Below are 25,582 nucleotides of genomic sequence, written 5' to 3' on the forward strand. Positions count from 1 at the left end.
AACGCCTCCCCCGTCGGCGGGCGGCCCGGCGGGCGGGGGCGGCCCCCCGGGGGGGGCGCCCCGCTCCGCGCGTCCAGAGGCTTCCGGACGTCCCGGCCCGCAGAGGCGACCGTGCCAGGATGGTTCCCATGCCTCTCATCGCGCTGACCGGCGGTATCGCGTCGGGGAAGTCCACGATCGCCGCCCGGCTGGCGGCGCAGGGGGCTGTGATCGTCGACGCGGATCGGATCGTCCGGGAGGTCCAGGAGCCTGGAACTCCCGTCCTCGCGCGTATCGCGGAGGAGTTCGGCCCGGAGGTGATCCGGGCCGACGGATCGCTGGACCGCGCCGGGCTCGGCGCGCGCGTCTTCGGCGATCCCGACGCTCTCGCACGGCTCAACGCCATCGTGCATCCGGCCGTGAGGGCAGAGTCCGCGCGCCGATTCTCCGAGGCCTTCGTCAGGGACCCGGGCGCGGTCGTGGTCTATGACGTCCCGTTGCTCGTGGAGGCACGTGTCGATGACCCGTGGGACCTCGTCGTGGTCGCCGACGCGCCGGCCTCTGTGCGGGAACGGCGCCTGGTGGAGATTCGCGGGATGGACGTCTCTGAGGCGCGCAGGCGCATCGCTGCGCAGGTGACTGACGCACAACGTCGCGCGATCGCCGACATCGTGATCGACACCTCTGGATCCATCGCCGAGACCGAGCGTCAGACGGACGAGCTGTGGCGAGTCCTTCGCGGCGGGGACTGACTTTGCTGTCGGTCTCCACAGATCTCGCGAGGGATACGGCGGCTGTCTCGGTGATCCTACGATCTCAGAAACATTCTGACGTATATGTATAGGGTCTATACTAAACCTGGTACAGTGAAGCTGCTGGGGAGCGACCCGCCTGCTGGGACAGGCGTGGGCTCGGGCCTTTCACGGCTGTAAGAGCGAGGCTCGCGGCGGTGTCTCATCCGTCGCCCGATGGTGTGCCCGGCATCCCCATCCCCCTGTAGCGGAGCGCGAGCACCCGAAAGCCCGCTCCGCTGCGCCTACCCAAAGGAGCCCCCATGGCGGAGCTGAACCTTCTCCCGCGCCGGACGATCGTGAAGGGCGTGGTGTGGTCCGTGCCCGTGATCGCCGCCGCGCTCGCCGTGCCGTCCGCGACGGCGAGCGGCCCCGGCCAGCCGCGCAGCGTCGGCTCGCTGGTGGAGTCCTCGCCGAACATCAAGGACACGGTGCTCTCCGCATCGTCCTCGCGCGTGGAGTCCTGCTTCCCGAGCGACGTCTTCAGCGCCGACTTCTCCTTGACCGCGACGGTCACCTACACCGGCGGCGACCCTGCGTTCAGCCTCGCCGGAAGCACGGTCACTTCCGCCGGAGCCGTGTGGCGGATCGTCTCGGCGACGCGGAAACAGGTCACGATGACCGCCACGCAGCGGGTGTCCTGCTACGCCGGCATCACGGGCTTCGACCTCGCGTACAACGCCGAGGGCTGCGTGCCCTCGCTGAACACGGTCGCGCTCGACATCTCCGGCGTGAGCATCGACGGCGAGCGGCAGATCGACGACCTCATCTCGGCGCTCGACGGGGGTGCCGTCGTCGGCCCGCGGGTGCACGACGCCTGAGCGGGCTCGCGGCGATCGGGGTGGGCGTCGGGCTCTCGGCGCCTGCCCCGATGTCGGTGGACCGTCCTAGGCTGAAGGGATGCAACCTACGCGCAGCGTCCGTCCTTTCGAGGTCGTCAGCGAGTACGCCCCTGCGGGGGATCAGCCGCAGGCGATCGCCGAGCTGGCGGCCCGGATCAATGCGGGGGAGACCGATGTGGTGCTCCTTGGCGCCACGGGTACCGGGAAGTCGGCCACGACGGCCTGGCTCATCGAGCAGGTGCAGCGTCCCACGCTCGTGCTGGCACACAACAAGACGCTGGCCGCGCAGCTCGCCAACGAGTTCCGCGATCTCATGCCGCACAACGCGGTCGAGTACTTCGTCTCGTATTACGACTACTACCAGCCCGAGGCATACGTCCCGCAGACCGACACCTTCATCGAGAAGGACTCCTCGATCAACGCCGAGGTGGAGCGCCTGCGCCACTCGACGACGAACTCGCTGCTCAGCCGGCGAGATGTCGTCGTGGTCTCGACGGTGTCCTGCATCTACGGCCTCGGAGCCCCGGAGGAGTACCTTCGCGCGATGGTGGCGCTGCAGGTCGGCGAGCGGTATGACCGCGACGCCCTCATCCGGCAGTTCATCTCGATGCAGTACAACCGCAACGACGTGGACTTCTCGCGTGGCAACTTCCGGGTCCGGGGCGACACGATCGAGATCATCCCGGTCTATGAGGAGCACGCGATCCGGATCGAGCTCTTCGGGGATGAGATCGAGGCGCTCTACTCGCTGCACCCCCTCACCGGCGAGGTGATCGCCCGACTCGACGCCGTGCCGATCTTCCCCGCCTCGCACTACGTCGCGGGCACGGACGTGGTCCAGCGCGCCATCGGGACGATCGAGACCGAGCTCGCCGAACGCCTGGCCGAGCTGGAACGTCAGGGGAAGCTGCTCGAGGCGCAGCGTCTGCGCATGCGCACGACGTTCGACCTCGAGATGCTGCAGCAGCTCGGCTTCTGCTCGGGGATCGAGAACTACTCCCGACATCTCGACGGCCGCGAGGCCGGCGAGCCTCCCCACACGCTGCTCGACTTCTTCCCCGACGACTTCCTGCTCGTCATCGATGAGTCCCATGTGACAGTGCCTCAGATCGGGGCGATGTACGAGGGCGACGCCTCTCGCAAGAGGACACTGGTCGACCACGGCTTCCGGCTGCCGAGCGCGATGGACAACCGCCCGCTGCGCTGGGACGAGTTCACCCGGCGGATCGGTCAGACCGTCTACCTCTCGGCAACGCCGGGCAAGTACGAGATGGGGATCGCCGACGGCATCGTGGAGCAGATCATCCGTCCCACAGGGCTCGTCGACCCCGAGATCGTCGTGAAGCCCTCGAAGGGCCAGATCGATGACCTCCTCGAGGAGATCCGTCTGCGTGTGGAGCGCGACGAGCGCGTGCTGGTGACGACGCTGACGAAGAAGATGGCGGAAGAGTTGACGGACTTCCTCGGCGAGCACGGGGTCAAGGTCCGTTATCTGCATTCCGATGTCGACACGCTGCGCCGGGTGGAGCTCCTGACCGAATTGCGGGCCGGCGTCTACGACGTGCTCGTCGGCATCAACCTGCTCCGCGAGGGGCTCGACCTGCCTGAGGTCTCGCTGGTGGCGATCCTGGACGCCGACAAAGAAGGCTTCCTCCGCTCCGGGACCTCGTTGATCCAGACGATCGGACGTGCCGCGAGGAACGTCTCGGGCCAAGTGCACATGTACGCCGACAACATGACCGACTCGATGCGCAACGCGATCGAGGAGACCGAGCGTCGACGCGAGAAGCAGATCGCGTACAACAAGGCCAACGGGATCGATCCGCAGCCGCTGCGCAAGCGGATCGCGGACATCACCGAGGTTCTCGCCCGGGAAGGGGCCGACACCGCGGAGATGCTGTCGGGACGGGGGAAGGCGGGAAAGAGCGGCAAAGGCAAGTCGCCGACGCCGAACCTGCGACGGGAAGGCATCGCCGCCGAGGGGGCAGAGCAGCTCGAGGCGACCATCGCCGACCTGTCCGGCCAGATGCTGGCGGCCGCGGGCGAGCTCAAGTTCGAGCTCGCGGCCCGGCTTCGCGATGAGGTGCAGGATCTGAAGAAGGAGCTGCGCGCCATGGAGCGCGCCGGTCACGCCTGAGCACGACCTCCCGAGGTGACGGCGGCCGAATGGTCGGTTTTCTCTCGTTTTATGGCGGTTATCAGTCATTGCGGGGTGAACTGACCTCCGTCGTCGCCGTCAACGGCTAGCGTCAGACGCCTGGGGAACGCGGCTTTATGCCGCACAGGGGGAATGACGTGTCTGCAAGAAGGGGGAGTCCTGTCGCGCCCGCGATCAGGACAGCGCTGCGGGAAGAGACGGAGCCGCAGCGGGCGGCGACGCGGTCTGGCGGCCCGAACGAGGCGACTGCGCACGACACGCTCGGCGCGCTCGTCGCGAACGGAGTGCTCAGCGAAGCGGAGATCGAGCGGGCGGTCCGGGCGAGCGAGAACGACGGTCTTGCGCCGGCGATGCACCTGTTGCATCAGGGGGCGATCACACGCCCTCAGCTCTACCGGATCATGGCCCGGCGCTGGGGGAGGGAGTTCGTCGACCTGGTGGAGGAGCCCGCGGATCCGCGGTTGATCCGTGCCGTCCCGGCGGAAGCGCTCGTCGGCGAGCGGTGGACGCCGTGGCGCCGCACGGCGGACGGTGTCCATATCGCGGCCGCGGCCGAGCCCGATGCCGCGATGCTCGCGCGCGCCTCGTGTGCCGTCGGGGCGCCGATCGCGGGCGCTGTGATCGCGACCGACGCCGCGGTGGAGGAGTCCATCACCCGTGCGATCGGCCCGCACCTCGTCGACGAGGCGGCGAACCGGTTCGCTGACGAGCAGCCGGAGGAGTCCGCCCGGTCGGGGCTGCGCGTCTGGCAGCGTCTGCTTCCGCTTTTCTTCCTTCTCGCCGTCTCGTCGACGTTCCTGGCGGGACCGGCCACCGGGCTGACCGTCGTGCTCGTCGTCGTCAACCTCGCACTGTTCGGCATGGTCGCGGTGAAGGTCGTAGCCGGTCTCGGAACGATCTGGGTGCGAGTCCGGCGAGGTCGTGGCGAATGGAAGCGTCTTCTCGTCGCCCGTCGTCGGGACTCGGCCCTTCCGGTGTACACGATCCTCGTACCGGCCTATCGTGAGGCCAACGTGATCGGGAAGCTGCTCGCCTCGATCGATCGGCTCGACTATCCGCGTTCGAAGCTCGACGTGATCCTCCTGCTGGAGGCGGATGACGACGAGACGCAGCGCGCCGTACGCGAAGGGAGCCTGCCGGCTTACGTCCGTACCCTCGTCGTGCCGCCCGGCGTGCCACAGACCAAGCCACGTGCCTGCAACTACGGTCTGCGCTTCGCTCGGGGCGAGTACCTGGTCGTCTACGACGCTGAGGACCGTCCGGAGCCCGGTCAGCTCCGCCACGCGGTGGATGCATTCGAGCGTCCGCTGCGCAACCGGCGTGACACGCGTCCGATCGGTGCGCTGCAGTGCGGCCTGCACTACTTCAATGCCCGTCACAACGCGCTGACCCGACTCTTCGCGGTCGAGTATGCCTTTTGGTTCGACGCGATGCTCCCCGGGCTGCAGCGCCTGCGTCTGCCGGTCCCGCTCGGCGGGACGTCGAACCACTTCCGGGTGGATCTCCTGCGCGAGATCGGCGGCTGGGACGCCTACAACGTGACCGAGGACGCGGATCTGGGCCTCCGCGTCGCCTCGCGGGGGTATCGGATCGACGTGCTCGACTCCGTGACCTGGGAGGAGGCCTGCGCGCAGGTGCCCGCCTGGGTCCGACAGCGCACTCGGTGGATCAAGGGGTACATGATGACCGGCGCGGTGAACAGCCGCCACCCCGTCCGATGGGTCCGGCGCAACGGGGCCAGGGCGCTCGCCTCGCTGCTGCTGCTCATCGCGGGGACGCCTGTGGCCTTCCTCGCCTATCCGCTGCTGTTGCTCGCGTCCGCCGCCATGCTGGTCCCGCCGATCGCGCAGGCGGTCTCGCTGCCGTCCTGGTTCGTCGTCTCGGCGTTCGCGGTCGCGGCGGCGTCCCACGTGCTCATGATCGGTGCGTCGATGCACAGTGCGTGGCGTCGGCACGACGCCGGCGTCGCCCTGGCCGCCCTTCTGGCTCCTGTGTACTGGCTGCTGCACTCGCTCGCGGCCTATCGTGCGCTGTGGCAGTTGTATGTCTCTCCCTTCCACTGGGAGAAGACGCCGCACGGGCTGACGGCGAGCGACGAGGAGGGAGCGGTCGAGCGAGAGCTCCATGAGCGGCTGCGAGGGGATCTGGCACTCGCCCCGTGAACTGCGGGCTCCTGTCTCTCAGGGGCAATGCATGAGCGGCTTGGGGCCAGAGCGGTCGATCTCGTGCGCCGTCATCGGCGCGCCGCAGAGCGGGCAGGCGCGTTGGGCGCGCTCCTCCGCCGAAGGCGGCGGTGTCGCCTCGTACGGGCCGACGGAGGCGGGACCGGCGAAGCGGATGAGGGTGGTGTTGAACCAGGCGTAGAGGCCGCCGGCCTCCCTGATGCGGTCCCGGAGCGGTGGTCGGGGAATGTCCTCTGGTGCAGCCATATCATTAGTGTACTAATTATTAGGGTAGAGGTACCATCAATGAGTGGAATCGACTCCGGACGAGCTGTTGCGCCTCGAGAACCAGCTCTGCTTCGCGTTGGTGACGGCCGCGCGGAACGTCGTGGCGGTCTATCGTCCGATCCTCGAGCCGCTCGGGCTCACCCACCCGCAGTACCTCGTCATGCTCGCGCTCTGGGAGGAGTCGCCTCGATCGCTCGGTGACCTGGCGGACGCTCTCGCGATGGAGCCGGCGACGGCCTCGCCGCTCGTGAAACGGCTCGAGGCCGACGGCCTGATCGAGCGTCGTCGCAGCAGCGCCGACGAGCGACGGCTCGACATCGCGCTCACCCCTGCGGGGCACGGACTGCGCGAGAGTGCGCGCGCTGTTCCGGCCCAGGTGATGACCCGTCTGGGAATGTCCGTTTCCGAGGTCGAAGGCGTCCGCGACGGTCTGCGGCGCTTCGCCGGTCGCGTCTCGCTTTGAGGCGTGCAGGGCCGGAGCCGATGTCGGTGGCCCCTCATAGACTTGTCTGGTGCCCATCGTTCCCGTCGCCAGTCCAGGAAAACTCAGTGTCCGCGGTGCCCGCGTGCACAACCTCAAGAACGTCGACCTCGAGATCCCGCGTGACTCGCTCGTCGTCTTCACAGGCCTCTCCGGCTCTGGGAAATCGAGTCTCGCATTCGACACGATCTTCGCCGAGGGGCAGCGTCGCTACGTCGAGTCCCTGAGCGCCTATGCCCGACAGTTCCTCGGGCAGGTCGACCGGCCGGACGTCGACTTCATCGAGGGACTGAGCCCCGCCGTCTCGATCGATCAGAAGTCGACCAACCGCAACCCGCGTTCGACGGTCGGCACGATCACCGAGATCTACGACTACATGCGACTGCTCTGGGCACGCATCGGCGTGCCCCACTGTCCCGAGTGCGGGGAACGGATCCAGCGGCAGACCGTTCAGCAGATCGCGGACCAGCTCATGGAGCTGCCGGAACGCACCCGCTACCAGATCGTCGCGCCCGTGATCACGCAGAAGAAGGGCGAGTTCGTCGACCTGTTCCGCGAGCTCGCGGCCAAGGGGTACGCCCGCGCGATCGTCGACGGTGACATGGTCCAGCTCGCCGAGCCGCCGGCACTGAAGAAGAGCTACAAGCACGACATCGCCGTCGTCGTCGACCGTCTGGTCGCGTCTCCCGACATCCTGGGGCGTGTCACCGACTCGGTCGAGACCGCGCTCGGCCTCGCCGGCGGGGTGATGCAGGTCAACTTCGTCGACGAGAGCGGCGATGATGCCTGGCAGTCGTTCTCCGAGAAGCTCGCCTGCCCGAACGGACACGCGATCACGCTCACCGAGATCGAGCCGCGGACGTTCTCGTTCAACGCGCCGTTCGGCGCCTGCCCGGCCTGCTCCGGTCTCGGGACGCGCATGTCGGTGGACGTCGACCTCATGCTCGGCGACGAGGACCTCTCGATCCGTGAGGGCGTGATCCTGCCATGGACCACGCAGGGGAAGGGTCTCTTCCAGTACTACGAGCGTCTGCTCGAAGGGCTCGCTCGTGATCTCGACTTCTCTCTGGACACCCCGTGGAACAGGCTGCACTCGGACGTGCGTGAGGCTGTCCTCCGCGGTGAGAACTACAAGGTCACGGTGAAGTGGAAGAACCGTTACGGCAGGGAGATGCGCTACTCCTCAGGCTTCGAGGGCGTCGTGCCGTACATCGAGCGGCAGTACCTGCAGGCTGAGAGCGACACACAGCGGAGCCGCTGGGGGGAGTACCTGCGCGAGGTTCCGTGCCCGGTCTGCAACGGCGACCGGCTCAAGCCCGAGGTGCTTGCGGTCCAGGTGCACGGGCACTCGATCGCGGAGGTCTCGCACCTGAGCCTCGCCGAGGCGAGGGAGTTCATGCAGCGGCTCGACCTGACCGAGCGCGAGGCCAAGATCGCAGCGCAGGTGCTGCGCGAGATCCGGTTGCGCCTCGACTTCCTGCTCCAGGTCGGGCTGTCCTATCTCAACCTCAGCCGATCCGCCGGCTCGCTCTCCGGCGGCGAGGCCCAGCGCATACGGCTCGCGACACAGATCGGCTCCGGGCTCACCGGCGTGCTGTACGTGCTGGACGAGCCGTCGATCGGGCTTCATCAGCGCGACAACCGCCGGCTGATCGAGACGCTGCTCACCCTCCGAGATCTCGGCAACACCCTGATCGTGGTCGAGCACGACGAAGAGACGATCGAGGCGGCGGACTGGGTCGTCGACATCGGCCCCGGCGCGGGTGTCGGCGGCGGACTCGTCGTCCATTCCGGCCCTTACCCGGCGCTTCTGGGCGACACCGCCTCGATGACAGGGGACTATCTGGCAGGGCGGCGATCCATCCCCACGCCCGGCCGGCGGCGCAAGATCGACCGAAAGCGGATGTTGAGTGTGGTCGGCGCGAAGGAGAACAACCTCCGCAACGTCACCGCGGACTTCCCGCTCGGTGTGATGACAGCGGTCACCGGCGTGAGCGGGTCGGGCAAGTCGTCGCTCGTCAACGACATCCTCTATCAGGTGCTCGCGTCGCGTCTGAACGGCGCCCGCACGGTGCCGGGCAAGCACACCAGGGTGACCGGACTCGACAACCTCGACAAGGTCGTCCATGTCGACCAGGCGCCGATCGGGCGCACGCCGCGGTCCAATCCGGCCACCTACACCGGGGTGTTCGATCGCATCCGCACCCTGTTCAGCGAAACCCCCGAGGCGAAGGTGCGCGGCTACCAGCCGGGCCGGTTCAGCTTCAACGTCAAGGGCGGCCGTTGCGAGGCATGCTCGGGCGACGGCACGATCAAGATCGAGATGAACTTCCTCCCCGACGTCTATGTCGACTGCGAGGTCTGCCACGGCAAGCGGTACAACCGTGACACCCTGGCGGTGCACTACAAGGGCAAGAACATCGCCGAGGTCCTGGAGATGCCGATCGAGGAGGCGGCCGAGTTCTTCGAGCCGATCCAGGCCATCCATCGCTACATGAAGACCCTCGTCGACGTCGGCCTCGGCTATGTCCGCCTGGGGCAGTCCGCCACGACCCTCTCCGGCGGCGAGGCCCAGCGGGTGAAGCTCGCCACGGAGCTGCAGCGTCGGAGCAACGGCCGCAGCATCTACGTGCTGGACGAGCCGACGACCGGCCTGCATTTCGAGGACGTCCGCAAGCTGCTCGAGGTCTTGAACGGTCTCGTGGACAAGGGGAACACGGTGATCGTGATCGAGCACAACCTCGACGTGATCAAGTCGGCGGACTGGGTCATCGACCTCGGCCCCGAGGGAGGCTCGGGAGGCGGGCAGATCATCGCGACCGGCACCCCTGAGCAGGTCGCTCGCGTGGAGGAGAGTCACACCGGCCGGTTCCTCGCCGAGATTCTCGCACCGAGTGGGCGTCGGCCCGCCGCCGCGACGGCGAGGAGCGTCGAGGCCGAGGTGGGAAGCGACCGCGCGCGCAAGGCGAGCTGATGGCCCAGGAGCTTCCCTACAAGCCGCGAGCGGGGGAGATCCCGACCGACCCCGGCGTCTACCGATTCCGGGACGCGCAGGGGCGCGTGCTCTACGTCGGCAAGGCGAAGAACCTGCGCCAGCGGCTGTCGAACTACTTCGCGCCGTTGCGGACATTGCACGAGCGCACCAGGCGCATGGTCACGACGGCGACCTCTGTGGAGTGGACCGTCGTGCCCACCGACGTCGACTCGCTCCAGCTGGAGTACATGTGGATCAAGGAATACGATCCGCCTTTCAACGTGCGCTACAAGGACGACAAGTCCTACCCGTTCATGGCCGTTACCCTCGGCGACGAGGCTCCGAGGGTGCTCGTGACCCGGAATCGGCGGATCCCCGGGGCGAAGTACTTCGGGCCGTTCCCCAAGGTGTGGGCTGTGCACGAGACCATCGACCTGATGATCAAGGCGTTTCCGATCCGCACGTGCAGTGACGCCAGCTACAAGCGGGCGATGCAGACAGGCCGCCCGTGCTTCCCTGGGCAGATCGGGAAATGCGGCGGCCCCTGTTCCATGACCGTCACGATCGCGGAGCACCGCGCGATGGTGGATGACTTCGTCGCTTTCATGGAGGGCGGCGACGAGCGTTTCACCCGGGAGCTCACCCGACGGATGCGTGAGGCGTCGGCGGCCATGGACTACGAGAACGCCGCGCGGTATCGCGACAAGCTCGCCTCGATCGAGGCGGTGCTCGGGAAGAGCGCTCTCGTGCTCCCACAGGACGAGGACGCCGATCTTCTCGGGATCGCCGAGGACGAGCTCTCCGCGGCGGTCCAGCACTTCGTGATCCGCGCCGGACGCGTACGCGGTGTCAGGGCGACGACGATCGAGAAAGAGATCGACATCTCCGGGGGCGAACTGGTCGATCAGCTGCTCCAACGCGCCTATGGCGATGCCGAAGGGGAGGATGTGCCGCGGCGGGTGATCGTGCCGACGCTGCCCGACGACGCCGCAGAGCTCGAGGAGTGGTTACGTGACCGTCGGGGGAGGAAGGTCGAGATCGTGGTCGCGCAACGGGGACAGCGCGCCGAGCTCATGCGCAATGCGACGGTGAACGCGCAGCAGGCGCTCATCCGGCACAAGACAAGGCGGTCGAGCGACTACGTCACCCGGACGCAGGCGCTCACGGACCTTCAGGACGCGCTCGGGCTCGACGAAGCGCCGTTGCGGATCGAGTGCTACGACATCTCTCACCTCGGCGGCACGAACGTCGTGGGCTCGATGGTCGTGTTCGAGGATGGTCTGCCGCGCAAAGACCAGTACCGTTCCTTCGGCGTCGCGGAGACCACCGACGACACCGATTCGATGTACCAGGTGCTACGTCGCCGCCTTGCGCATCTCGACGCACCGGACGGCATGGTCACCCTTCCTGCCGAGCCGCTCCTCCCAGCGAGACCTGGAGCGGTGGAACAGACGGCTGGCGAGGCGGATACGGCAGGTGCCGAGGCGCAGGACGGTGAAGCGGTCGTCGGCGCTCGGCGTCGACGGTTCGCCTATCCGCCGCAGCTCCTTCTCGTCGACGGCGGACGACCCCAGGTCGAGGCTGCGGCACGGGCTCTGCGCGACGCAGGGCACACCGAGATCGGTCTATGCGGCATCGCCAAGAGACTGGAAGAGATCTGGCTCCCGGGAGAGGAGTATCCGGTGATCCTGCCGCGGACGAGCGAGGCGCTCTACCTGCTGCAGCGCCTCCGGGACGAGGCTCACCGTTTCGCGATCACGCATCAGCGCAAGAGGCGTAAACGTGACATCACCACGGTGCTCGCCGAGGTGCCCGGGCTCGGCGCGGCACGGATCAAGGCGCTGCTGCGTCATTTCGGATCGGTCTCGGCCCTGCGGAGGGCGACGCCGGAGGAGATCCAGCAGATCCCGGGCATCGGACCTGCCCTTGCGGCGAACGTCCATGCGCATCTCGTCTCGGGGGCGATCTCCTCAGGGGCGGCCTCCTCGACGCCCGGCGCTCGATAGGCTGTTGTCGAGCGAGGGAGGCTGCATGAGCGTCGGCGACCAGGGGGAGTTCCTGATCGTTACCGGGATGTCGGGTGCCGGGCGCTCGACGGTGGCGAACGCGCTCGAGGATCTCGGGTGGTACGTCGTCGACAATCTCCCGCCGCAGATGCTCCGTCCGCTGCTGGACCTCGCAAACCTCGGGGGCGCGGCCCTGCCCCGGGTGGCCGCGGTGGTCGACGTCCGAGGGCGGAACCTCTTCGACGACTTCCCCGGCGCGGCCAGGGCGCTCAGAGAGCACGGCTCCGTGCGCATTCTCTTCCTCGACGCCTCCGACGACGTCCTCGTCCGGCGTTTCGAGTCCGTCCGGCGTCCGCACCCGCTGCAGGCGGACGGGACCATCCTGGACGGGATCCGTATCGAACGCGCTCGCGTGGCGCCGTTGCGCGAGGGGGCCGATATCGTCATCGACACCTCGGCGCTCAACATCCACCAGCTCGCCACCAAGGTGATGGAGCTGTTCGTCGAGGAAGGTGCCGCGCGCCACCGCCTGACGGTCATGAGCTTCGGATTCAAGTACGGGCTCCCCGCCGACGCCGATCTCGTGGCGGACATGAGGTTCCTGCCCAATCCGTTCTGGATCGACGAGCTTCGTGACTCGACGGGGCGGGACGAGTCGGTGAGCGAGTACGTCCTGTCCCGCGAAGGCGCCCAGGAGTTCCTCGATGCCTACGTGCATGCCCTCGGCCCCGTCCTGGCGGGGTATCAACGGGAGAACAAGAGCCACTCCACGATCGCTGTGGGCTGTACCGGGGGCAGGCATCGCTCGGTCGCGGTGGCGGAGGAGCTCGCACGGCGGCTCGCCTCGGCGCCGGGTGTCGCGGTGACCGTCCGCCACCGCGATCTCGGCCGGGAGTAGCGTCGTCGTCGTGCGTACGCGGGGCCCGGGACGAGTAGGCTAGTCCTTCGCGTCGCGACCCGACGCCAGGAATGCGAAGGAGTCTCGTGTCACTCACCACCGACGTCAAGGCAGAGCTGGTCAGCATCCGCAACGCGCCGCCGTCGGTGCGCGTCGCCGAGGTGACGGCTGTGCTGAGGTTCGCCGGAGGACTGCATTCGATCGCCAACCGGGTCGCTGTCGAGGCGGAGGTGGACGCGGAGCTGCTTGCTCGCCGTGTGGCCAGGGACCTCGCCGAGATCTTCGGCGTCCGTCCTGAGATCGCCCAGGTCCAGGGGGCCTCCGGTGGCGAGGGCGCCCGATATGCGGTCCGCGTGATCGCCGCCGGAGAGACGCTCGCGCGTCAGACCGGACTGCTCGACCAGCGCCGCCGCCCGGTCCGGGGTCTCCCGAACCGGCTCACCACGGGCTCGCGCGAGGAGTTGTCGGGTCTGTGGCGGGGAGCGTTCCTTGCTGCGGGCTCGCTCAGCGAGCCAGGGCGTTCCGCGGTGCTGGAGGTCGCCTGCCCGTCCTCGGAGGCCGCGATGGCCCTCGTCGGCGCCGCGCATCGCCTGGGCGTCTCGGCCAAGGCCAGGGAGGTGCGAGGGATGCCGCGCGTCGTGGTCAGAGAGGGGGAGGCGATCCGTTCGCTCCTCAGCCTGATGGGCGCGGAGCGGACCGCTGCGGCCTGGGAGGAGATGCGTCAGCGCCGCGAGGTCAGGGCCGGGGTGAACCGTCTCGTGAACTTCGACGATGCGAACCTGCGACGTTCGGCGCAGGCAGCCGTGGCGGCCTGCGCCAGGGTCGAGCGCGCCCTCGAGATCCTCGGCGACGAGGTGCCAGACCATCTCCGTACAGCGGGGGAGCTTCGGCTCGCTCATCGCGACGCGAGTCTCGACGAGCTCGGCCATCACGCTGACCCGCCGCTGACCAAGGACGCGGTGGCCGGCCGGATCCGCCGCCTGCTGGCCATGGCGGACAAACGTGCCGTGGCGGACGGCGTCCCCGGCACGGAGTCCGCGGTCCCGGCGGGCATCGAGGTCTGAGGCCTCGGTCGTCTCCGGAGCGGGAGGTCTTCGAACCGCCCCGCCAGGAGCGTTCCTCACTAGGATAGGAGGCGTCCGCCTCGCCTTGCCGCTCGGCGAAGCGAGGGACCGGCAAAGCGCCGCGTGCGCGGCGCGGATTGGATGAATTCGACATGGCGATCTACACGCTCCCCGACCTTCCCTATGACTTCGCGGCGCTCGAGCCGCACATCAGCGGCAAGATCATGGAGTTGCATCACGACAAGCACCACGCCGCATATGTGAACGGCGCGAACACTGCGCTGGAGCAGCTCGCCGAAGCCCGCGAGAGCGGAAACCTGGCGAACGTGAACAAACTCGAGAAGGACCTCGCGTTCAACCTCGGGGGTCACGTGAACCACTCGATCTTCTGGACCAACCTGTCGCCGACCGGCGGTGGGCAGCCCGAGGGCGAGCTCAAGGCGGCCATCGACGAGTTCTTCGGCTCGTTCGAGAAGTTTCAGGCGCACTTCACCGCCGCGGCGACGGGTATCCAGGGGTCGGGCTGGGCTGTTCTCAGCTGGGACCCGATCGGCGCCCGCCTGATCATCCAGCAGCTCTTCGACCAGCAAGCGAACACCGCTCAGGGCACGGTTCCCCTCTTCCAGCTGGACATGTGGGAGCACGCCTTCTACCTGGACTACCTCAATGTGAAGGCCGATTATGTCAAGGCGGTGTGGAACATCGTCGACTGGGGGAACGTGGCCCAGCGACTCCAGACAGCTCGCGAGAAGACGAACGGTCTGCTGGTACTGTCATAAGCAAGACGGGCGTCCCGATGGGCGAAACGCCCGTCGGGACGCCGTTGTCCATCCCTTCTCTGAACACAAAGCGCAGCGCGCACGAGAATCAGGAGACCTGAGTGTCTGTCAAGATCGGCATCAACGGCTTCGGCCGAATCGGACGCAACTACTTCCGCGCGGCCCTCGAGCAGGGCGCGGACATCGAGATCGTCGCGGTCAACGACCTCACCGACAACAAGACCCTCGCCCATCTGCTGAAGTACGACTCGGTCGGCGGCGTCCTCGGGGCGAACATCAGCTACGACGACGACAGCATCACCGTCGACGGCAAGCAGATCAAGGCGTTCGCGGAGCGGGACCCCGCGAACCTGCCCTGGGGCGAGCTGGGTGTGGACATCGTCATCGAGTCGACCGGCTTCTTCACCAAGGCGGAGCTGGCCAAGAAGCACATCGACGCCGGTGCCAAGAAGGTGCTGATCTCCGCGCCCGCCACGGGCGACGACGCGACCATCGTGATGGGCGTCAACGAGGAGACCTACGACCCGGCGAACCACCACATCATCTCCAACGCCTCCTGCACCACGAACTGCCTCGCGCCGCTGGCCAAGGTGTTCAACGACGAGTTCGGCATCGTCCGCGGCTTCATGATGACCGCGCACGCCTACACGGCCGACCAGAATCTGCAGGACGGTCCGCACGGCGACCTGCGCCGCGCGCGCGCCGCCGCGATCAACATCGTCCCGGCCTCGACCGGCGCGGCCAAGGCCATCGGCCTGGTCCTGCCCGAGCTCAACGGCAAGCTGAGCGGCTCCTCTTACCGTGTCCCGGTACCTACCGGATCGATCGTCGACCTCACGTTGATCACGGACCGTGACGACCTCACGGCCGAGCAGGTCAACGCGGCCTACAAGAAGGCTGCCGGCGAGGGGCGCCTCGCCGGGTACCTGCAGTACAACGAGGACCAGATCGTCTCCAGCGACATCCAGGGCAACCCGTTCTCGTCGATCTTCGACTCGACTCTCACCAACGTCTCCGGCAACCTCATCAAGGTCTCCAGCTGGTACGACAACGAGTGGGGATACTCGAACCGACTGGTCGACCTGACCGAGTACGTCGCCGAGCGTCTCTGAACTCGAACCATGACCCTGCGCACCCTCGACTCCCTCGCGGAGGCAGTCGGTACGCTCGACGGCACGCGCGTCATCGTCCGTTGTGACCTCAACGTCCCTCTCCGGGACGGGGTCATCACGGACGATGGCCGCGTCCGTGCGTCGCTGCCGACTCTGAACGTTCTCGTCAACGCCGGCGCACGTGTGATCGTGTGCTCGCACCTCGGTCGTCCCGACGGCGTTCCTGACCCCCGGTACAGCCTCGCGCCGGTGGCGCAGCGTCTGTCCGAGCTCCTCGGCAAGCCCGTGGCGTTCGCGCGTGACACGGTGGGGGAGTCGGCGCAGGAGGCGGTCGCCGCGCTCGAGGACGGCGGGGTCGTCGTCCTCGAGAACCTCCGATTCAACCCTGGCGAGACGGTGAAGGACGACGCTGAGCGACGGGCGTTCGCCGAGCAGCTCGCCGCCCTCGGCGACGCGATGGTCTCCGACGGCTTCGGCGTGGTGCATCGCAAGCAGGCGAGCGTCTACGAGCTCGCGCAGATCCTTCCTTCGGCCGCCGGGCTCCTCATCGAGACCGAGCTGGATGTGCTCGACCGGCTCACCGAGAACCCCGAACGGCCTTATACCGTCGTTCTCGGCGGGTCGAAGGTGTCGGACAAGCTGGGTGTCATCTCGCACCTCCTCCCGCGTGTCGACCGCCTGCTCGTCGGCGGAGGCATGCTGTTCACCTTCCTTGCCGCTGAGGGCCATGCGGTCGCGTCGAGCCTTCTCGAGAAGGACCAGCTCGACACCGTGCGCGGATACATCGCCGAGGCCGGGGAACGCGGCGTGGAGCTCGTGCTCCCCACCGACGTCGTCGTGGCTGAGAGGTTCGCCGCGGATGCCGCCCACGAGGTCGTGGCCGCGGACGCCATCGAGCAGAGCGCGTTCGGTGCGGCAGGCATCGGTCTCGACATCGGCCCCGACACGGCGGCCCGTTTCGCCGAGGCCATCCGAGGGTCCCGAACCGTCTTCTGGAACGGTCCGATGGGCGTGTTCGAGTTCCCCGCGTTCGCGTCCGGCACGAAGGCGGTCGCGGAGGCGCTGGCGAGCGTCGACGGTCTCGGCGTCGTCGGCGGGGGCGATTCCGCCGCCGCGGTGAGACAGCTCGGCTTCGCCGACGATCGATTCGGCCACATCTCGACGGGCGGGGGCGCCAGCCTCGAGTTCCTCGAGGGCAAGAGACTACCCGGGCTGACAGTCCTCGGATGGGAGTGAACGTGGTGACCACGAACAAGCGCACACCGCTGATCGCCGGCAACTGGAAGATGAACCTCGACCACCTCCAGGCGGTGGCGTTCGTGCAGAAGCTGCACTGGACGCTCAAGGACGCCAAGCACGAGGACGACTCGGTCGAGGTGGCGGTGTTCCCGCCGTTCACGGACCTGCGCAGCGTGCAGACGCTGATCGACGCCGACAAGATCCCCTTCGCGCTCGGTGCGCAGGACCTCTCGGCGCACGACGCCGGTGCGTTCACAGGCGAGGTGTCCGGCGCGTTCCTCGCCAAGCTCGACGCGCGATACGTGATCATCGGTCATTCCGAGCGGCGCGAGTACCACGCAGAGAGCGACGAGGTCGTCGCCGCGAAGGTCAAGGCCGCCCTCAAGAACGCTCTTGTCCCGGTGATCTGCGTCGGGGAGACGTCCGAGGATCTGGAGAGGTTCGGTGCGAGCGCGGTCCCTGCGGGCCAGCTGGAGGCCGCGCTCCAGGGGCTGCCCTCGTCCGCGGAGATCGTCGTGGCCTATGAGCCGGTCTGGGCGATCGGCTCGGGACAGGCAGCGACCCCGCAGCAAGCGCAGGACGTGTGCGCCGTGCTCCGAGGTGTCGTGGCGAGGACGTTGGGGGAGGAGACCGCGGCGCGGACCCGTATCCTCTACGGCGGGTCGGTGAAGGCGGCGAACATCGCCGGTTTCATGCGCGAGCCCGACGTCGACGGCGCCCTCGTCGGAGGTGCGAGCCTGGTCGTGGACGAGTTCGCGTCGATCATCCGGTTCCAGAAGCACGTCGGAGTGTGAGCGGACGGCCTTCCGCGCCCTCCGTCGTATAATCGATCCTTACGCGGGCTCCGAGTCCGAGCGAAAGGCAATCCGTGGATATTCTCCAGTTCGTCCTGCAGGTGCTGCTGGGCATCACCAGCGTGCTGCTGACGCTGCTCATCCTCCTCCACAAAGGACGCGGCGGCGGCCTGTCCGACATGTTCGGCGGCGGCATGACCTCGGCTGTCGGCTCGTCCGGGCTCGCGGAGCGGAATCTGAACCGCTTCACCATCGTCCTGGCGCTGGTGTGGTTCGTCTCCATCGTCGCCCTTGGGCTCATCACGAAGCTGGAGGTGCTCTGATGGCTGCCGGCGGAAACGCGATCCGGGGAACCAGAGTCGGCTCCGGGCCGATGGGGGAACAGGATCACGGCTACCACGCGGACCGGATCGCGGTCTCTTATTGGGATGGTCTCGGCAACGAGACGATCCGTTACTTCGCAGCGGGTCTTCCCGAGGAAGAGATCCCCGAGGTCATCGACCACCCGCACTCCGGGCTGCCCGCCGGGCGCGACAGGAGCAACCCTCCGGCGATCGCCAAGGCGGAGCCATACAAGACGCATCTGGCTTACGTGAAGGAGCGTCGCACCGACGAAGAGGCCGAACAACTTCTCGAGGACGCGCTCCAGCAGTTGCGCGAGCGTCGCGGGCAGTAGCCGCCCCGCCCATCGATCAGGCCCCCGTCCGGAATGGCGGGGGCCTGATCGTGTCGCCGTGAGGATCGACGACGATGTCGGCTCCGGGGCGGAGCGGGCGGGATCACCGGCAGGTGGCCGCCGTGTCGACGAGTGTCTGCGGCGGATGGCCGTAGAGCCACACGCCATTCGCGTCCTCTGTCTCGCCTTTCCCAATCGCCCACGCGGTGGCCCAGCTCTCGTTGGCCGCTCTGTCCTTCCAATCGAACAGGGCATGACACTTCGCGGAGATCGCGTGACCGACCTCATGGACGACGAGGGCACGGGAGCTGTCGGCCGGCCAGATCTCGGCGACGGAGTTCGAGAGCGTGATGGTCGCGAACCCGCCGGCGCCGTCGCCGGCGTTCCAGGACGTCAGGCCGCCGATGCCGTCGGCTCCGCCGAAGCCGTTGACCACGGGCGCCCAGTCGAAGTCGAGGAGCACCCCGCCGGCGATGGAGCGCGCGAAGTCCTCGATCTCCAGGCGCGTCGGCATGAGCGGCCCGGCCTTCTCTGCGAGTTCGGCCTCGTGGGAAACGCGGACGCGCGCCACGGCGGACTCCAGGGACGTGAACGCCGTCGCCGTGTCCTGGCCGACCTCTGTGGCGCTTCTCGCCAGTGCGGCCGCAGCCTTGCGGAGCGCGATGACATCGCCGGTGCGGGCGGAGACGAAGCGGGCCTCGAGCGTGGTGGCCCGTTCGCTCACCGTGATCACGGCGGAGGACACGCTCATGCGGAGCGCTTCGACGGCGGCCTTGAGCGCATCCCCTCTGTCGCGTATCGACTGAGCGTTCTTCTCTCTCGCCCCGGCCTCATGATCGAGCCGTGCGGCTTCTGCGGCGAGTTCCCAGGGGACGAGAGGGCGGGCACCCGTGTCCGCCGTCGGCGACGGTCGGAGACGCCCGGCCTCGGCGCGGAGCTCTGTGACCCGAGCGGAGGCGTCGTTCACCGAGACGCGTTCCTCGGACGTGACCAGTGCCTCGTCGCCGCTCGCTCCGACGCGAGAAGCGACAGGGACGAGGGCGTCCGCCTCCTTCTGAGCCGCATCGAGTCGCGCGGCGGACGAGCGTTCTTGCGTCGAGGCGGCGTCGTATGCCGCTCGGGAGTCGTCGTAGGCGGATGAGGCGGTCACCTGGACGAGCCCGACCCCCACCGCGACGACGAGCGCGACGATCAGCGCGATCGTGATGGCGTGACCGGGGCCGCGTCGGGCACGGCGGCCTGTCGCGGTGACGCCGCTCGAGAAATCGCCCGGCAGAGCGCGTCGTCCACCGGGGAGGGCCGAGGGCGGCGGGGCGTTGTCGGTCATCCGGGACTCCGGTCGGGCGGAACGCGTGACGTGCGCTCCGACGGGCTGTGGATGAAGCCTAGGGGAGGCCGCAGGGCGGACCGGCAGCGATGTTCCGTCTCCCGACCGTGTTTGTCTTTCGAGACAGAAACGGCCGTACGCAGAGGGGGCGACGGGAATCGAACCCGCACAACCAGTTTGGAAGACTGGGACTCTACCATTGAGCTACGCCCCCGGATCCTCGGATCGGGACGTCTTCGATTATAGCGGACGGTCGAGGCTGCTCCTGTCCGTTAGACTCGACGGGGCCGTTCCCGCGTGCGCGGGTCCTACCCGGGGCGTAGCTCAGCTTGGTAGAGCGCCCGCTTTGGGAGCGGGAGGTCGCAGGTTCAAATCCTGTCGCCCCGACGTTGGTCACACCACGTCGCAGCCGCGCCACGATCCGCGCGGGTCATTCACAAGGAGAACACACCAGCATGGCGAACAGCACCGTCGAGAAGCTTGCCCCGACCCGGGCCAAGCTCTACATCACGGTCACCCCGGAAGAACTCAAGCCCAGCCTCTCGCACGCGTACGAGCACATCGCCCAGGACGTGCAGATCCCCGGTTTCCGCAAGGGCAAGGTTCCCGCTCCCATCATCGATCAGCGCATCGGCCGCGGTGCGGTCATCGAACACGCCGTGAACGAGGGGCTGGACCGTTTCTTCCAGGAAGCCGTCGTGGAGCACAAGCTCCGCATCGTCGGGCGTCCTTCGGCCGAGGTGGTCGAATGGCCGAACGAGAAGGACTTCTCGGGCGATCTCAAGGTCGAGGTCGAGGTGGACGTCCGTCCGGAGATCGAGACCCCGTCGTTCGAGGGCATCACCGTCACCGTCGACGCGGTGGAGACCGATGAGGCAGCGCTCGATGAGGAGCTGGACCGCCTGCGTGCCCGCTTCGGCACGCTCGTCCCCGTGGATCGCCCCGCCGCCAAGGGCGATTTCGTCGAGCTCGACCTCGTCGCCGCGATCGACGGCGCCGAGATCGATCGCGCCGAGGGCGTGTCCTATGAGGTCGGCTCTGGTGAGCTCCTCGAGGGCATCGACGACGCGATCGACTCTCTCACCGCCGGCGAGGACACGACCTTCCGCTCGACCCTCGTCGGTGGCGACCACGAGGGACAGGAGGCCGAGGTCTCTGTGACCGTCAAGGCCGTCAAGGAGCGTGAGCTCCCCGAGGCCGACGATGACTTCGCTCAGATCGCGAGCGAGTTCGACACCATCGCCGAGCTCCGCGAGAGCCTGCGCGAGCGTGTCGGTCAGCAGGGGGTCTTCGCGCAGGCGTCGGCCGCGCGCGACAAGCTCGTCGAGACGCTGCTCGAGAAGATCGAGATCCCGGTTCCGCCGAAGCTCATCGAGGACGAGGTGCACAGCCACCTCGAGGGCGAGGGGCGCCTGGAGGACGATGAGCACCGCGCCGAGGTGACGGAGGCCAGCGAGAAGCAGTTCCGCACCCAGGTCCTGCTCGACGCCATCGCCGAGGACGCGAACGTCCAGGTCTCGCAGGAGGAGCTCAGCCAGTACCTCATCCAGTCTGCGGCGCAGTACGGCATGGCTCCCCAGGAGTTCGTCGAGGCGCTGCAGTCTGCGAACCAGCTCCCCGCACTCGTCGGCGAGGTGGCGCGCAACAAGGCTCTCGCGATCGCTCTCGGCAAGGTCACCGTGGTCGACACCGCGGGCAAGCCGGTCGATCTGAGCGGTTTCGTCGCGGACGTGACCGGCGAGTCCGAGGATTCGGCGGAGGAGGCTCCCGCTGAGGAGAAGCCGGCGAAGAAGGTCCCGGCGAAGAAGACTCCTGCGAAGAAGCCGGCGGCGAAGAAGGCCGAGGCGGAGAAGGCCGACGATGCGGTGGCGGAGAAGCCCGCCGCGAAGAAGGCCCCGGCCAAGAAGCCGGCCACGCGCAAGACCCCGGCGAAGAAGGCCGACGACGCCGAGTGACTCGACGGAAAGGGGCGGATGCATCGGCATCCGCCCCTTTCCCGTCTCCCCGGAGGAGGACCCGATGAGCGAGACGGACGACTGGCAGGACAGGATCGATGCGGTGTGGGCCGATGACGCACTGAGCGACGGAGAGCGGATCGTGCGGATCGACGCCCTCGCGAGCGAGCGCGCCGCCGACGACGCAGTCGCGCTCTTCGAACGAGCCAGCGCCAGGGACTCGGCCGGCCGTGAGGGGGATGCCGAGGTGCTGTATCGTCGCGCGCTCACCCGCGGGCTGGAGGGGAGGCGCCGGTCCGAGGCGCGCATTCAGCTGGCGAGCACGCTACGCAACCTCGGGCAGATCGAGGAGAGTCTCCGTATCCTCGACGAGGAGCGTCGAGGCGGTGAGCTCGCGGATGCCGCAGCAGCCTTCTACGCCCTCGCGCTCGCGTCGTCCGGGGACCCGGCCTCTGCCGCATCGGTTGCCCTCGAGACGCTCGCTCCTCACCTGCCGCAGTACACGCGCTCGGTCGCGGCATACGCGCGGGAGCTGCGCGCGGCGCGCTGATATGCCGACGGCGAACACGGCCGAGGCGTCGATCCGGCGCCGGTAGATTCGAAGCACCGAACACGGAAACAGGAGCGGAAATGGCTGAACCCCTGGTCGCGACGAGCGTCTTCGACAGGCTGCTGAAGGATCGGATCATCTGGCTGGGCTCAGAGGTTCGTGACGAGAACGCCAACGAGATCTGCGCGAAGATCCTCCTTCTCGCCGCGGAGGATCCCGAGAAGGACATCTATCTCTACATCAACTCGCCCGGCGGGTCGATCACCGCGGGCATGGCGATCTACGACACGATGCAGTTCGTCCCGAACGACATCGTGACCGTCGGCATCGGCATGGCCGCCTCGATGGGGCAGCTTCTGCTCACGAGCGGCACCAAGGGCAAGCGCTACATCACGCCGAACGCCCGCGTGCTCCTGCACCAGCCGCACGGCGGCTTCGGCGGCACTGCCAGCGACATCCAGACACAGGCGCAGCTCATCCTCTCGATGAAGAAGCGTCTTGCCGAGATCACGGCCTCGCAGACCGGCAAATCGGTCGAGCAGATCAATGAGGACGGTGACCGCGACCGCTGGTTCACCGCGGACGAGGCACTGGAGTACGGATTCGTCGACCACATCCGCGAGCACGCCAGCGACGTCCATGGCGGCGGCGGGACCGGCGCGGACAAGTAAGGCAGGAGCACACATGTACACACCCACTTTCCGCGCTGCCGGCAACCTGCCCTCGAGTCGTTATGTGCTGCCGCAGTTCGAGGAGCGCACGGCATATGGCTTCAAGCGCCAGGACCCCTACAACAAGCTGTTCGAGGATCGCGTGATCTTCCTCGGCGTGCAGGTGGACGACGCCTCGGCCGACGACGTGATGGCGCAGCTGCTCGTCCTGGAGAGCCAGGACACCGATCGTGACATCACGATGTACATCAACTCGCCCGGTGGCTCCTTCACGGCGATGACGGCGATCTACGACACGATGCAGTACGTCGCGCCGCAGATCCAGACGGTCGTGCTGGGCCAGGCGGCATCCGCCGCCTCGGTGCTGCTCGCGGCCGGCGCCCCCGGCAAGCGGCTCGCACTGCCGAACGCGCGCGTGCTCATGCACCAGCCGGCGATGGGTGAGGCCGGTCACGGGCAGGCGTCGGACATCGAGATTCAGGCGGCGGAGATCCTCCGGATGCGCACCTGGCTCGAGGAGACCATGGCGCACCACACCGGCAAGCCGGTTGAGCAGGTGAACCGCGACATCGATCGCGACAACATCCTCTCCGCGTCGCAGGCCAAGGACTACGGCATCGTCGACCAGGTGCTCACGAGCCGCAAGCGCGCCTCGCTCAGCTGAGCGCTCTCTGCGACGAAGGGCGGCCCGGATTCCCGGGTCGCCCTTCGTCGTCTTCCCGCCGACTCGGGACTGTCGAGATGCCGGGGACGCGTCGACGGAGACGTGACAGCGGATGCGCGAATGAGCACGGAAAGATTGCTCATTCGCGCAGGCTGCTGCACCTTCGCGCGTTCCGGCGTATTCTCGAGTCATGCCGACGCCCGCCGATGAGAAAGAGCTTCTCGCCGTGCGCGTCGCCGAGCTCTACTACGACGAGGATCGGACCCAGGACGAGATTGGCGCGCTACTGCAGATCTCTCGCTGGAAGGTCGGGCGTCTGCTGGCACAGGCGCGGGCGGACGGGATCGTGCGGATCGAGATCGTGCATCCCCGCGCCCGCCGGCTGGGCGCCGAACGGGCGCTCCGTGAGCGCTTCGACCTCGCCGACGCCGTCGTTGTGCCGGTCGGGGGGAGCGAGGAGGAGACGCTCGACCGCGTCGCGCAGGCGGCCGCAGACCATCTCGGATCACTCCGGCCGATGCCGAAGACCCTCGCGGTGAGCTGGGGGCGCACACTCACGGCGATCGCCGAGCGTCTGCCGGAAGGCTGGGCACGCGGAGTGACCGTGGCGCAGATGAACGGCGGGGTGAGCGTGAACCGGCGGCCAGGCGGGGCAGCGTCCTTGGCGGCGACGATCGCCCAGCGCGCGAACGGTCAGGTGGCGCTGTTGCCGAGCCCAGCGATCCTGGAACGGCTGGAGACCAAACAGGCGATCGAGAACGACCGCACCGTCGCCGGCGTCCTGGAACAGGCGGCCCAGGCAGACGCCTTCCTCTTCACCGCCGGAGCGTGCGACGCGGCCTCCGCGCACGTGCAGAACGGCTATCTCGACGCCGAGGACATCGGCGAGCTCGCCCGACGCGGCGCGGTCGGTGACGTCCTCGGCCGCTATATCGACGCCGACGGGCACATCGTCGACCCCGAGCTCGATGCGAGGACGGTGGGACTCGGACTGGATCGGCTGCGCGCGGCGCGAACATCGATCTTCGTGACCGCTGGCCGAGCGAAGCACGACATCGCTCGTACGGTGGTGAGGACCGGGCTGTGCACCATGATGGTCACCGACGAGGAGACCGCCTTGACCCTGATGGAGGAGAAGTGACGACGACCGACCTCAATCGCAGAACGGCTGTGGACGTGCTGGGCGGTGAGCCCGATGATCACACTCTGCGCCGGTTCCTCCACGGACTGCCAGGGGTGGACGCGGTCGGCCTCGAGCAGCGCTCGGCGGCGCTCGGCACTCGATCGATCAAGACGACCTCGAAGGCCTGGGCGCTGGACACGATCATCCGCCTCACCGACCTCACGACCCTGGAAGGGGCCGACACGCCGGGCAAGGTGCGCTCGCTGGTGTCGAAGGCGAAACAGCCGGATGCCGCAGACCCGACGTGCCCGGCGGTCGCTGCCGTCTGCGTGTACGGCGACATGGTCCCTGCGGCCGTCGACGCCCTGGGGGCCGGGCACGGCGACCCCGACGACGGGGGGATCTCGGTGGCTGCAGTCGCGACGGCGTTCCCGAGCGGACGCGCCTCGCTCGAGATCAAGCTCGCCGACACCCGCGACGCCGTCGCGAACGGTGCCGACGAGATCGATATGGTGATCGACCGCGGTGCCTTCCTCGCGGGGAGCTACGGAAAGGTCTTCGAACAGATCGTGCGAGTGAAGGAGGCCTGTCGGCGCGGGGACGGCACCTCGGCGTCGTTGAAGGTGATCCTCGAGACCGGTGAGCTGAACACCTACGACAACGTCAAGCGCGCGTCCTGGCTCGCGATCCTCGCCGGAGGAGACTTCATCAAGACCTCCACCGGCAAGGTCCAGCCGGCGGCGACCCTTCCGGTCACCCTTCTCATGCTGGAGGTCGTGCGCGACTGGCACCGTCTGACGGGCGAGCGGGTCGGAGTGAAGCCGGCCGGGGGGATCCGTACGTCGAAGGACGCGGTGAAGCATCTCGTTCAGGTCGCGGAGACGGTCGGCGAGGAATGGCTCCAGCCGCACCTGTTCCGGTTCGGCGCGTCGAGTCTGCTCAACGACGTCCTCCTGCAACGGCAGAAGCTGGTGACCGGCCGCTACTCCGGCCCCGACTACGTGACGATCGACTGACGCCGACGAGCAGAAGCCACAGTAAGGACACAA

General features: G+C 67.9%; 23 protein-coding genes and 2 tRNA genes. 22 read left to right on the forward strand and 3 right to left on the reverse strand.

All coding sequences use genetic code 11. The features are described 5' to 3' along the window. Positions 1 to 128 precede the first annotated feature (128 nt). The 4 genes from coaE (at position 129) to ACP15J_RS00620 (ending at position 5,932) form a co-directional block, all read left to right on the forward strand. Positions 129 to 731: a dephospho-CoA kinase gene (gene coaE / locus ACP15J_RS00605; RefSeq protein ID WP_424935944.1), complete on the forward strand. Its 603-nt coding sequence runs from the start codon at positions 129 to 131 to the stop codon at positions 729 to 731. Between the two features lie 302 nt (positions 732 to 1,033). Beyond that, positions 1,034 to 1,591, forward strand: coding sequence for a hypothetical protein (locus tag ACP15J_RS00610; protein WP_424935943.1), 558 nt, complete (start codon positions 1,034 to 1,036; stop codon positions 1,589 to 1,591). 79 nt (positions 1,592 to 1,670) lie between these two features. Then, positions 1,671 to 3,749, forward strand: a complete 2,079-nt coding sequence (gene uvrB / locus ACP15J_RS00615; RefSeq protein WP_424935942.1) for an excinuclease ABC subunit UvrB — start codon at positions 1,671 to 1,673, stop codon at positions 3,747 to 3,749. 158 nt (positions 3,750 to 3,907) lie between these two features. Further along, entirely contained in the window at positions 3,908 to 5,932 is a 2,025-nt protein-coding gene (locus ACP15J_RS00620; protein ID WP_424935941.1) for a glycosyltransferase, read from the forward strand. Between the two features lie 18 nt (positions 5,933 to 5,950). On the opposite strand, the gene ACP15J_RS00625 is transcribed toward ACP15J_RS00620, so the two are convergent. Then, positions 5,951 to 6,199 carry a hypothetical protein gene (locus tag ACP15J_RS00625; RefSeq protein WP_424935940.1) on the reverse strand — a complete coding sequence of 83 codons (249 nt, stop codon included), beginning with the start codon at positions 6,197 to 6,199 and terminating at the stop codon, positions 5,951 to 5,953. 43 nt (positions 6,200 to 6,242) lie between these two features. Between ACP15J_RS00625 and ACP15J_RS00630 the strand changes: the two genes are divergently transcribed. The 11 genes from ACP15J_RS00630 (at position 6,243) to ACP15J_RS00680 (ending at position 18,243) form a co-directional block, all read left to right on the forward strand. Further along, entirely contained in the window at positions 6,243 to 6,683 is a 441-nt protein-coding gene (locus ACP15J_RS00630) for a MarR family winged helix-turn-helix transcriptional regulator (RefSeq protein WP_424935939.1), read from the forward strand. Positions 6,684 to 6,732: 49 nt separating this feature from the next. Beyond that, positions 6,733 to 9,675: an excinuclease ABC subunit UvrA gene (uvrA, locus tag ACP15J_RS00635; protein WP_424935938.1), complete on the forward strand. Its 2,943-nt coding sequence runs from the start codon at positions 6,733 to 6,735 to the stop codon at positions 9,673 to 9,675. Next, positions 9,675 to 11,681: an excinuclease ABC subunit UvrC gene (gene uvrC / locus ACP15J_RS00640; protein WP_424935937.1), complete on the forward strand. Its 2,007-nt coding sequence runs from the start codon at positions 9,675 to 9,677 to the stop codon at positions 11,679 to 11,681. Before uvrA ends, uvrC begins: the two co-directional genes overlap by 1 nt. 25 nt (positions 11,682 to 11,706) lie before the next feature. Beyond that, positions 11,707 to 12,579, forward strand: a complete 873-nt coding sequence (gene rapZ / locus ACP15J_RS00645; protein WP_424935936.1) for an RNase adapter RapZ — start codon at positions 11,707 to 11,709, stop codon at positions 12,577 to 12,579. A gap of 86 nt (positions 12,580 to 12,665) precedes the next feature. Continuing rightward, complete coding sequence (whiA, locus tag ACP15J_RS00650; RefSeq protein WP_424935935.1) at positions 12,666 to 13,643, forward strand: DNA-binding protein WhiA; 978 nt, start codon at positions 12,666 to 12,668, stop codon at positions 13,641 to 13,643. A gap of 152 nt (positions 13,644 to 13,795) precedes the next feature. Further along, positions 13,796 to 14,422: a superoxide dismutase gene (locus ACP15J_RS00655; RefSeq protein ID WP_424935934.1), complete on the forward strand. Its 627-nt coding sequence runs from the start codon at positions 13,796 to 13,798 to the stop codon at positions 14,420 to 14,422. Between the two features lie 101 nt (positions 14,423 to 14,523). Beyond that, entirely contained in the window at positions 14,524 to 15,534 is a 1,011-nt protein-coding gene (gap, locus tag ACP15J_RS00660; RefSeq protein WP_424935933.1) for a type I glyceraldehyde-3-phosphate dehydrogenase, read from the forward strand. 9 nt (positions 15,535 to 15,543) lie between these two features. Beyond that, entirely contained in the window at positions 15,544 to 16,770 is a 1,227-nt protein-coding gene (locus ACP15J_RS00665; protein ID WP_424980819.1) for a phosphoglycerate kinase, read from the forward strand. Further along, entirely contained in the window at positions 16,761 to 17,567 is an 807-nt protein-coding gene (tpiA, locus tag ACP15J_RS00670; protein WP_424935932.1) for a triose-phosphate isomerase, read from the forward strand. The genes ACP15J_RS00665 and tpiA overlap by 10 nt, the downstream gene beginning before the upstream one ends. 74 nt (positions 17,568 to 17,641) lie before the next feature. Next, complete coding sequence (secG, locus tag ACP15J_RS00675; RefSeq protein WP_424935931.1) at positions 17,642 to 17,890, forward strand: preprotein translocase subunit SecG; 249 nt, start codon at positions 17,642 to 17,644, stop codon at positions 17,888 to 17,890. After that, positions 17,890 to 18,243: an RNA polymerase-binding protein RbpA gene (locus ACP15J_RS00680; protein WP_424935930.1), complete on the forward strand. Its 354-nt coding sequence runs from the start codon at positions 17,890 to 17,892 to the stop codon at positions 18,241 to 18,243. The genes secG and ACP15J_RS00680 overlap by 1 nt, the downstream gene beginning before the upstream one ends. A 103-nt stretch (positions 18,244 to 18,346) precedes the next feature. Here ACP15J_RS00680 and ACP15J_RS00685 read toward each other — a convergent pair whose 3' ends face one another. Further along, positions 18,347 to 19,570 (reverse strand): hypothetical protein, encoded by a 1,224-nt coding sequence (locus ACP15J_RS00685; protein WP_424935929.1) that lies wholly within the window; start codon positions 19,568 to 19,570, stop codon positions 18,347 to 18,349. A 143-nt stretch (positions 19,571 to 19,713) separates the two neighbouring features. Further along, a tRNA-Gly gene (locus ACP15J_RS00690) sits at positions 19,714 to 19,784 on the reverse strand. 99 nt (positions 19,785 to 19,883) lie between these two features. Here ACP15J_RS00690 and ACP15J_RS00695 point away from each other — a divergent pair. The 7 genes from ACP15J_RS00695 (at position 19,884) to deoC (ending at position 25,549) form a co-directional block, all read left to right on the forward strand. Next, positions 19,884 to 19,957, forward strand: a tRNA-Pro gene (locus ACP15J_RS00695). Positions 19,958 to 20,025: 68 nt separating this feature from the next. Then, positions 20,026 to 21,525: a trigger factor gene (gene tig / locus ACP15J_RS00700; RefSeq protein WP_424935928.1), complete on the forward strand. Its 1,500-nt coding sequence runs from the start codon at positions 20,026 to 20,028 to the stop codon at positions 21,523 to 21,525. Between the two features lie 64 nt (positions 21,526 to 21,589). Next, positions 21,590 to 22,075 (forward strand): tetratricopeptide repeat protein, encoded by a 486-nt coding sequence (locus ACP15J_RS00705; RefSeq protein ID WP_424935927.1) that lies wholly within the window; start codon positions 21,590 to 21,592, stop codon positions 22,073 to 22,075. A gap of 80 nt (positions 22,076 to 22,155) precedes the next feature. Then, a complete protein-coding gene (locus ACP15J_RS00710) occupies positions 22,156 to 22,746 on the forward strand; it encodes an ATP-dependent Clp protease proteolytic subunit (RefSeq protein ID WP_116242966.1) in 591 nt (196 codons plus the stop codon). 13 nt (positions 22,747 to 22,759) lie between these two features. Further along, positions 22,760 to 23,410, forward strand: coding sequence for an ATP-dependent Clp protease proteolytic subunit (locus ACP15J_RS00715; protein WP_424935926.1), 651 nt, complete (start codon positions 22,760 to 22,762; stop codon positions 23,408 to 23,410). 190 nt (positions 23,411 to 23,600) lie between these two features. Continuing rightward, a complete protein-coding gene (locus ACP15J_RS00720) occupies positions 23,601 to 24,551 on the forward strand; it encodes a sugar-binding transcriptional regulator (RefSeq protein WP_424935925.1) in 951 nt (316 codons plus the stop codon). Then, positions 24,548 to 25,549, forward strand: a complete 1,002-nt coding sequence (gene deoC, locus ACP15J_RS00725) for a deoxyribose-phosphate aldolase (RefSeq protein ID WP_424935924.1) — start codon at positions 24,548 to 24,550, stop codon at positions 25,547 to 25,549. The genes ACP15J_RS00720 and deoC overlap by 4 nt, the downstream gene beginning before the upstream one ends. Positions 25,550 to 25,582: the final 33 nt, after the last annotated feature.

It is taken from the genome of Microbacterium sp. S308A+, assembly GCF_049800815.1.
Taxonomy (GTDB): domain Bacteria; phylum Actinomycetota; class Actinomycetes; order Actinomycetales; family Microbacteriaceae; genus Microbacterium.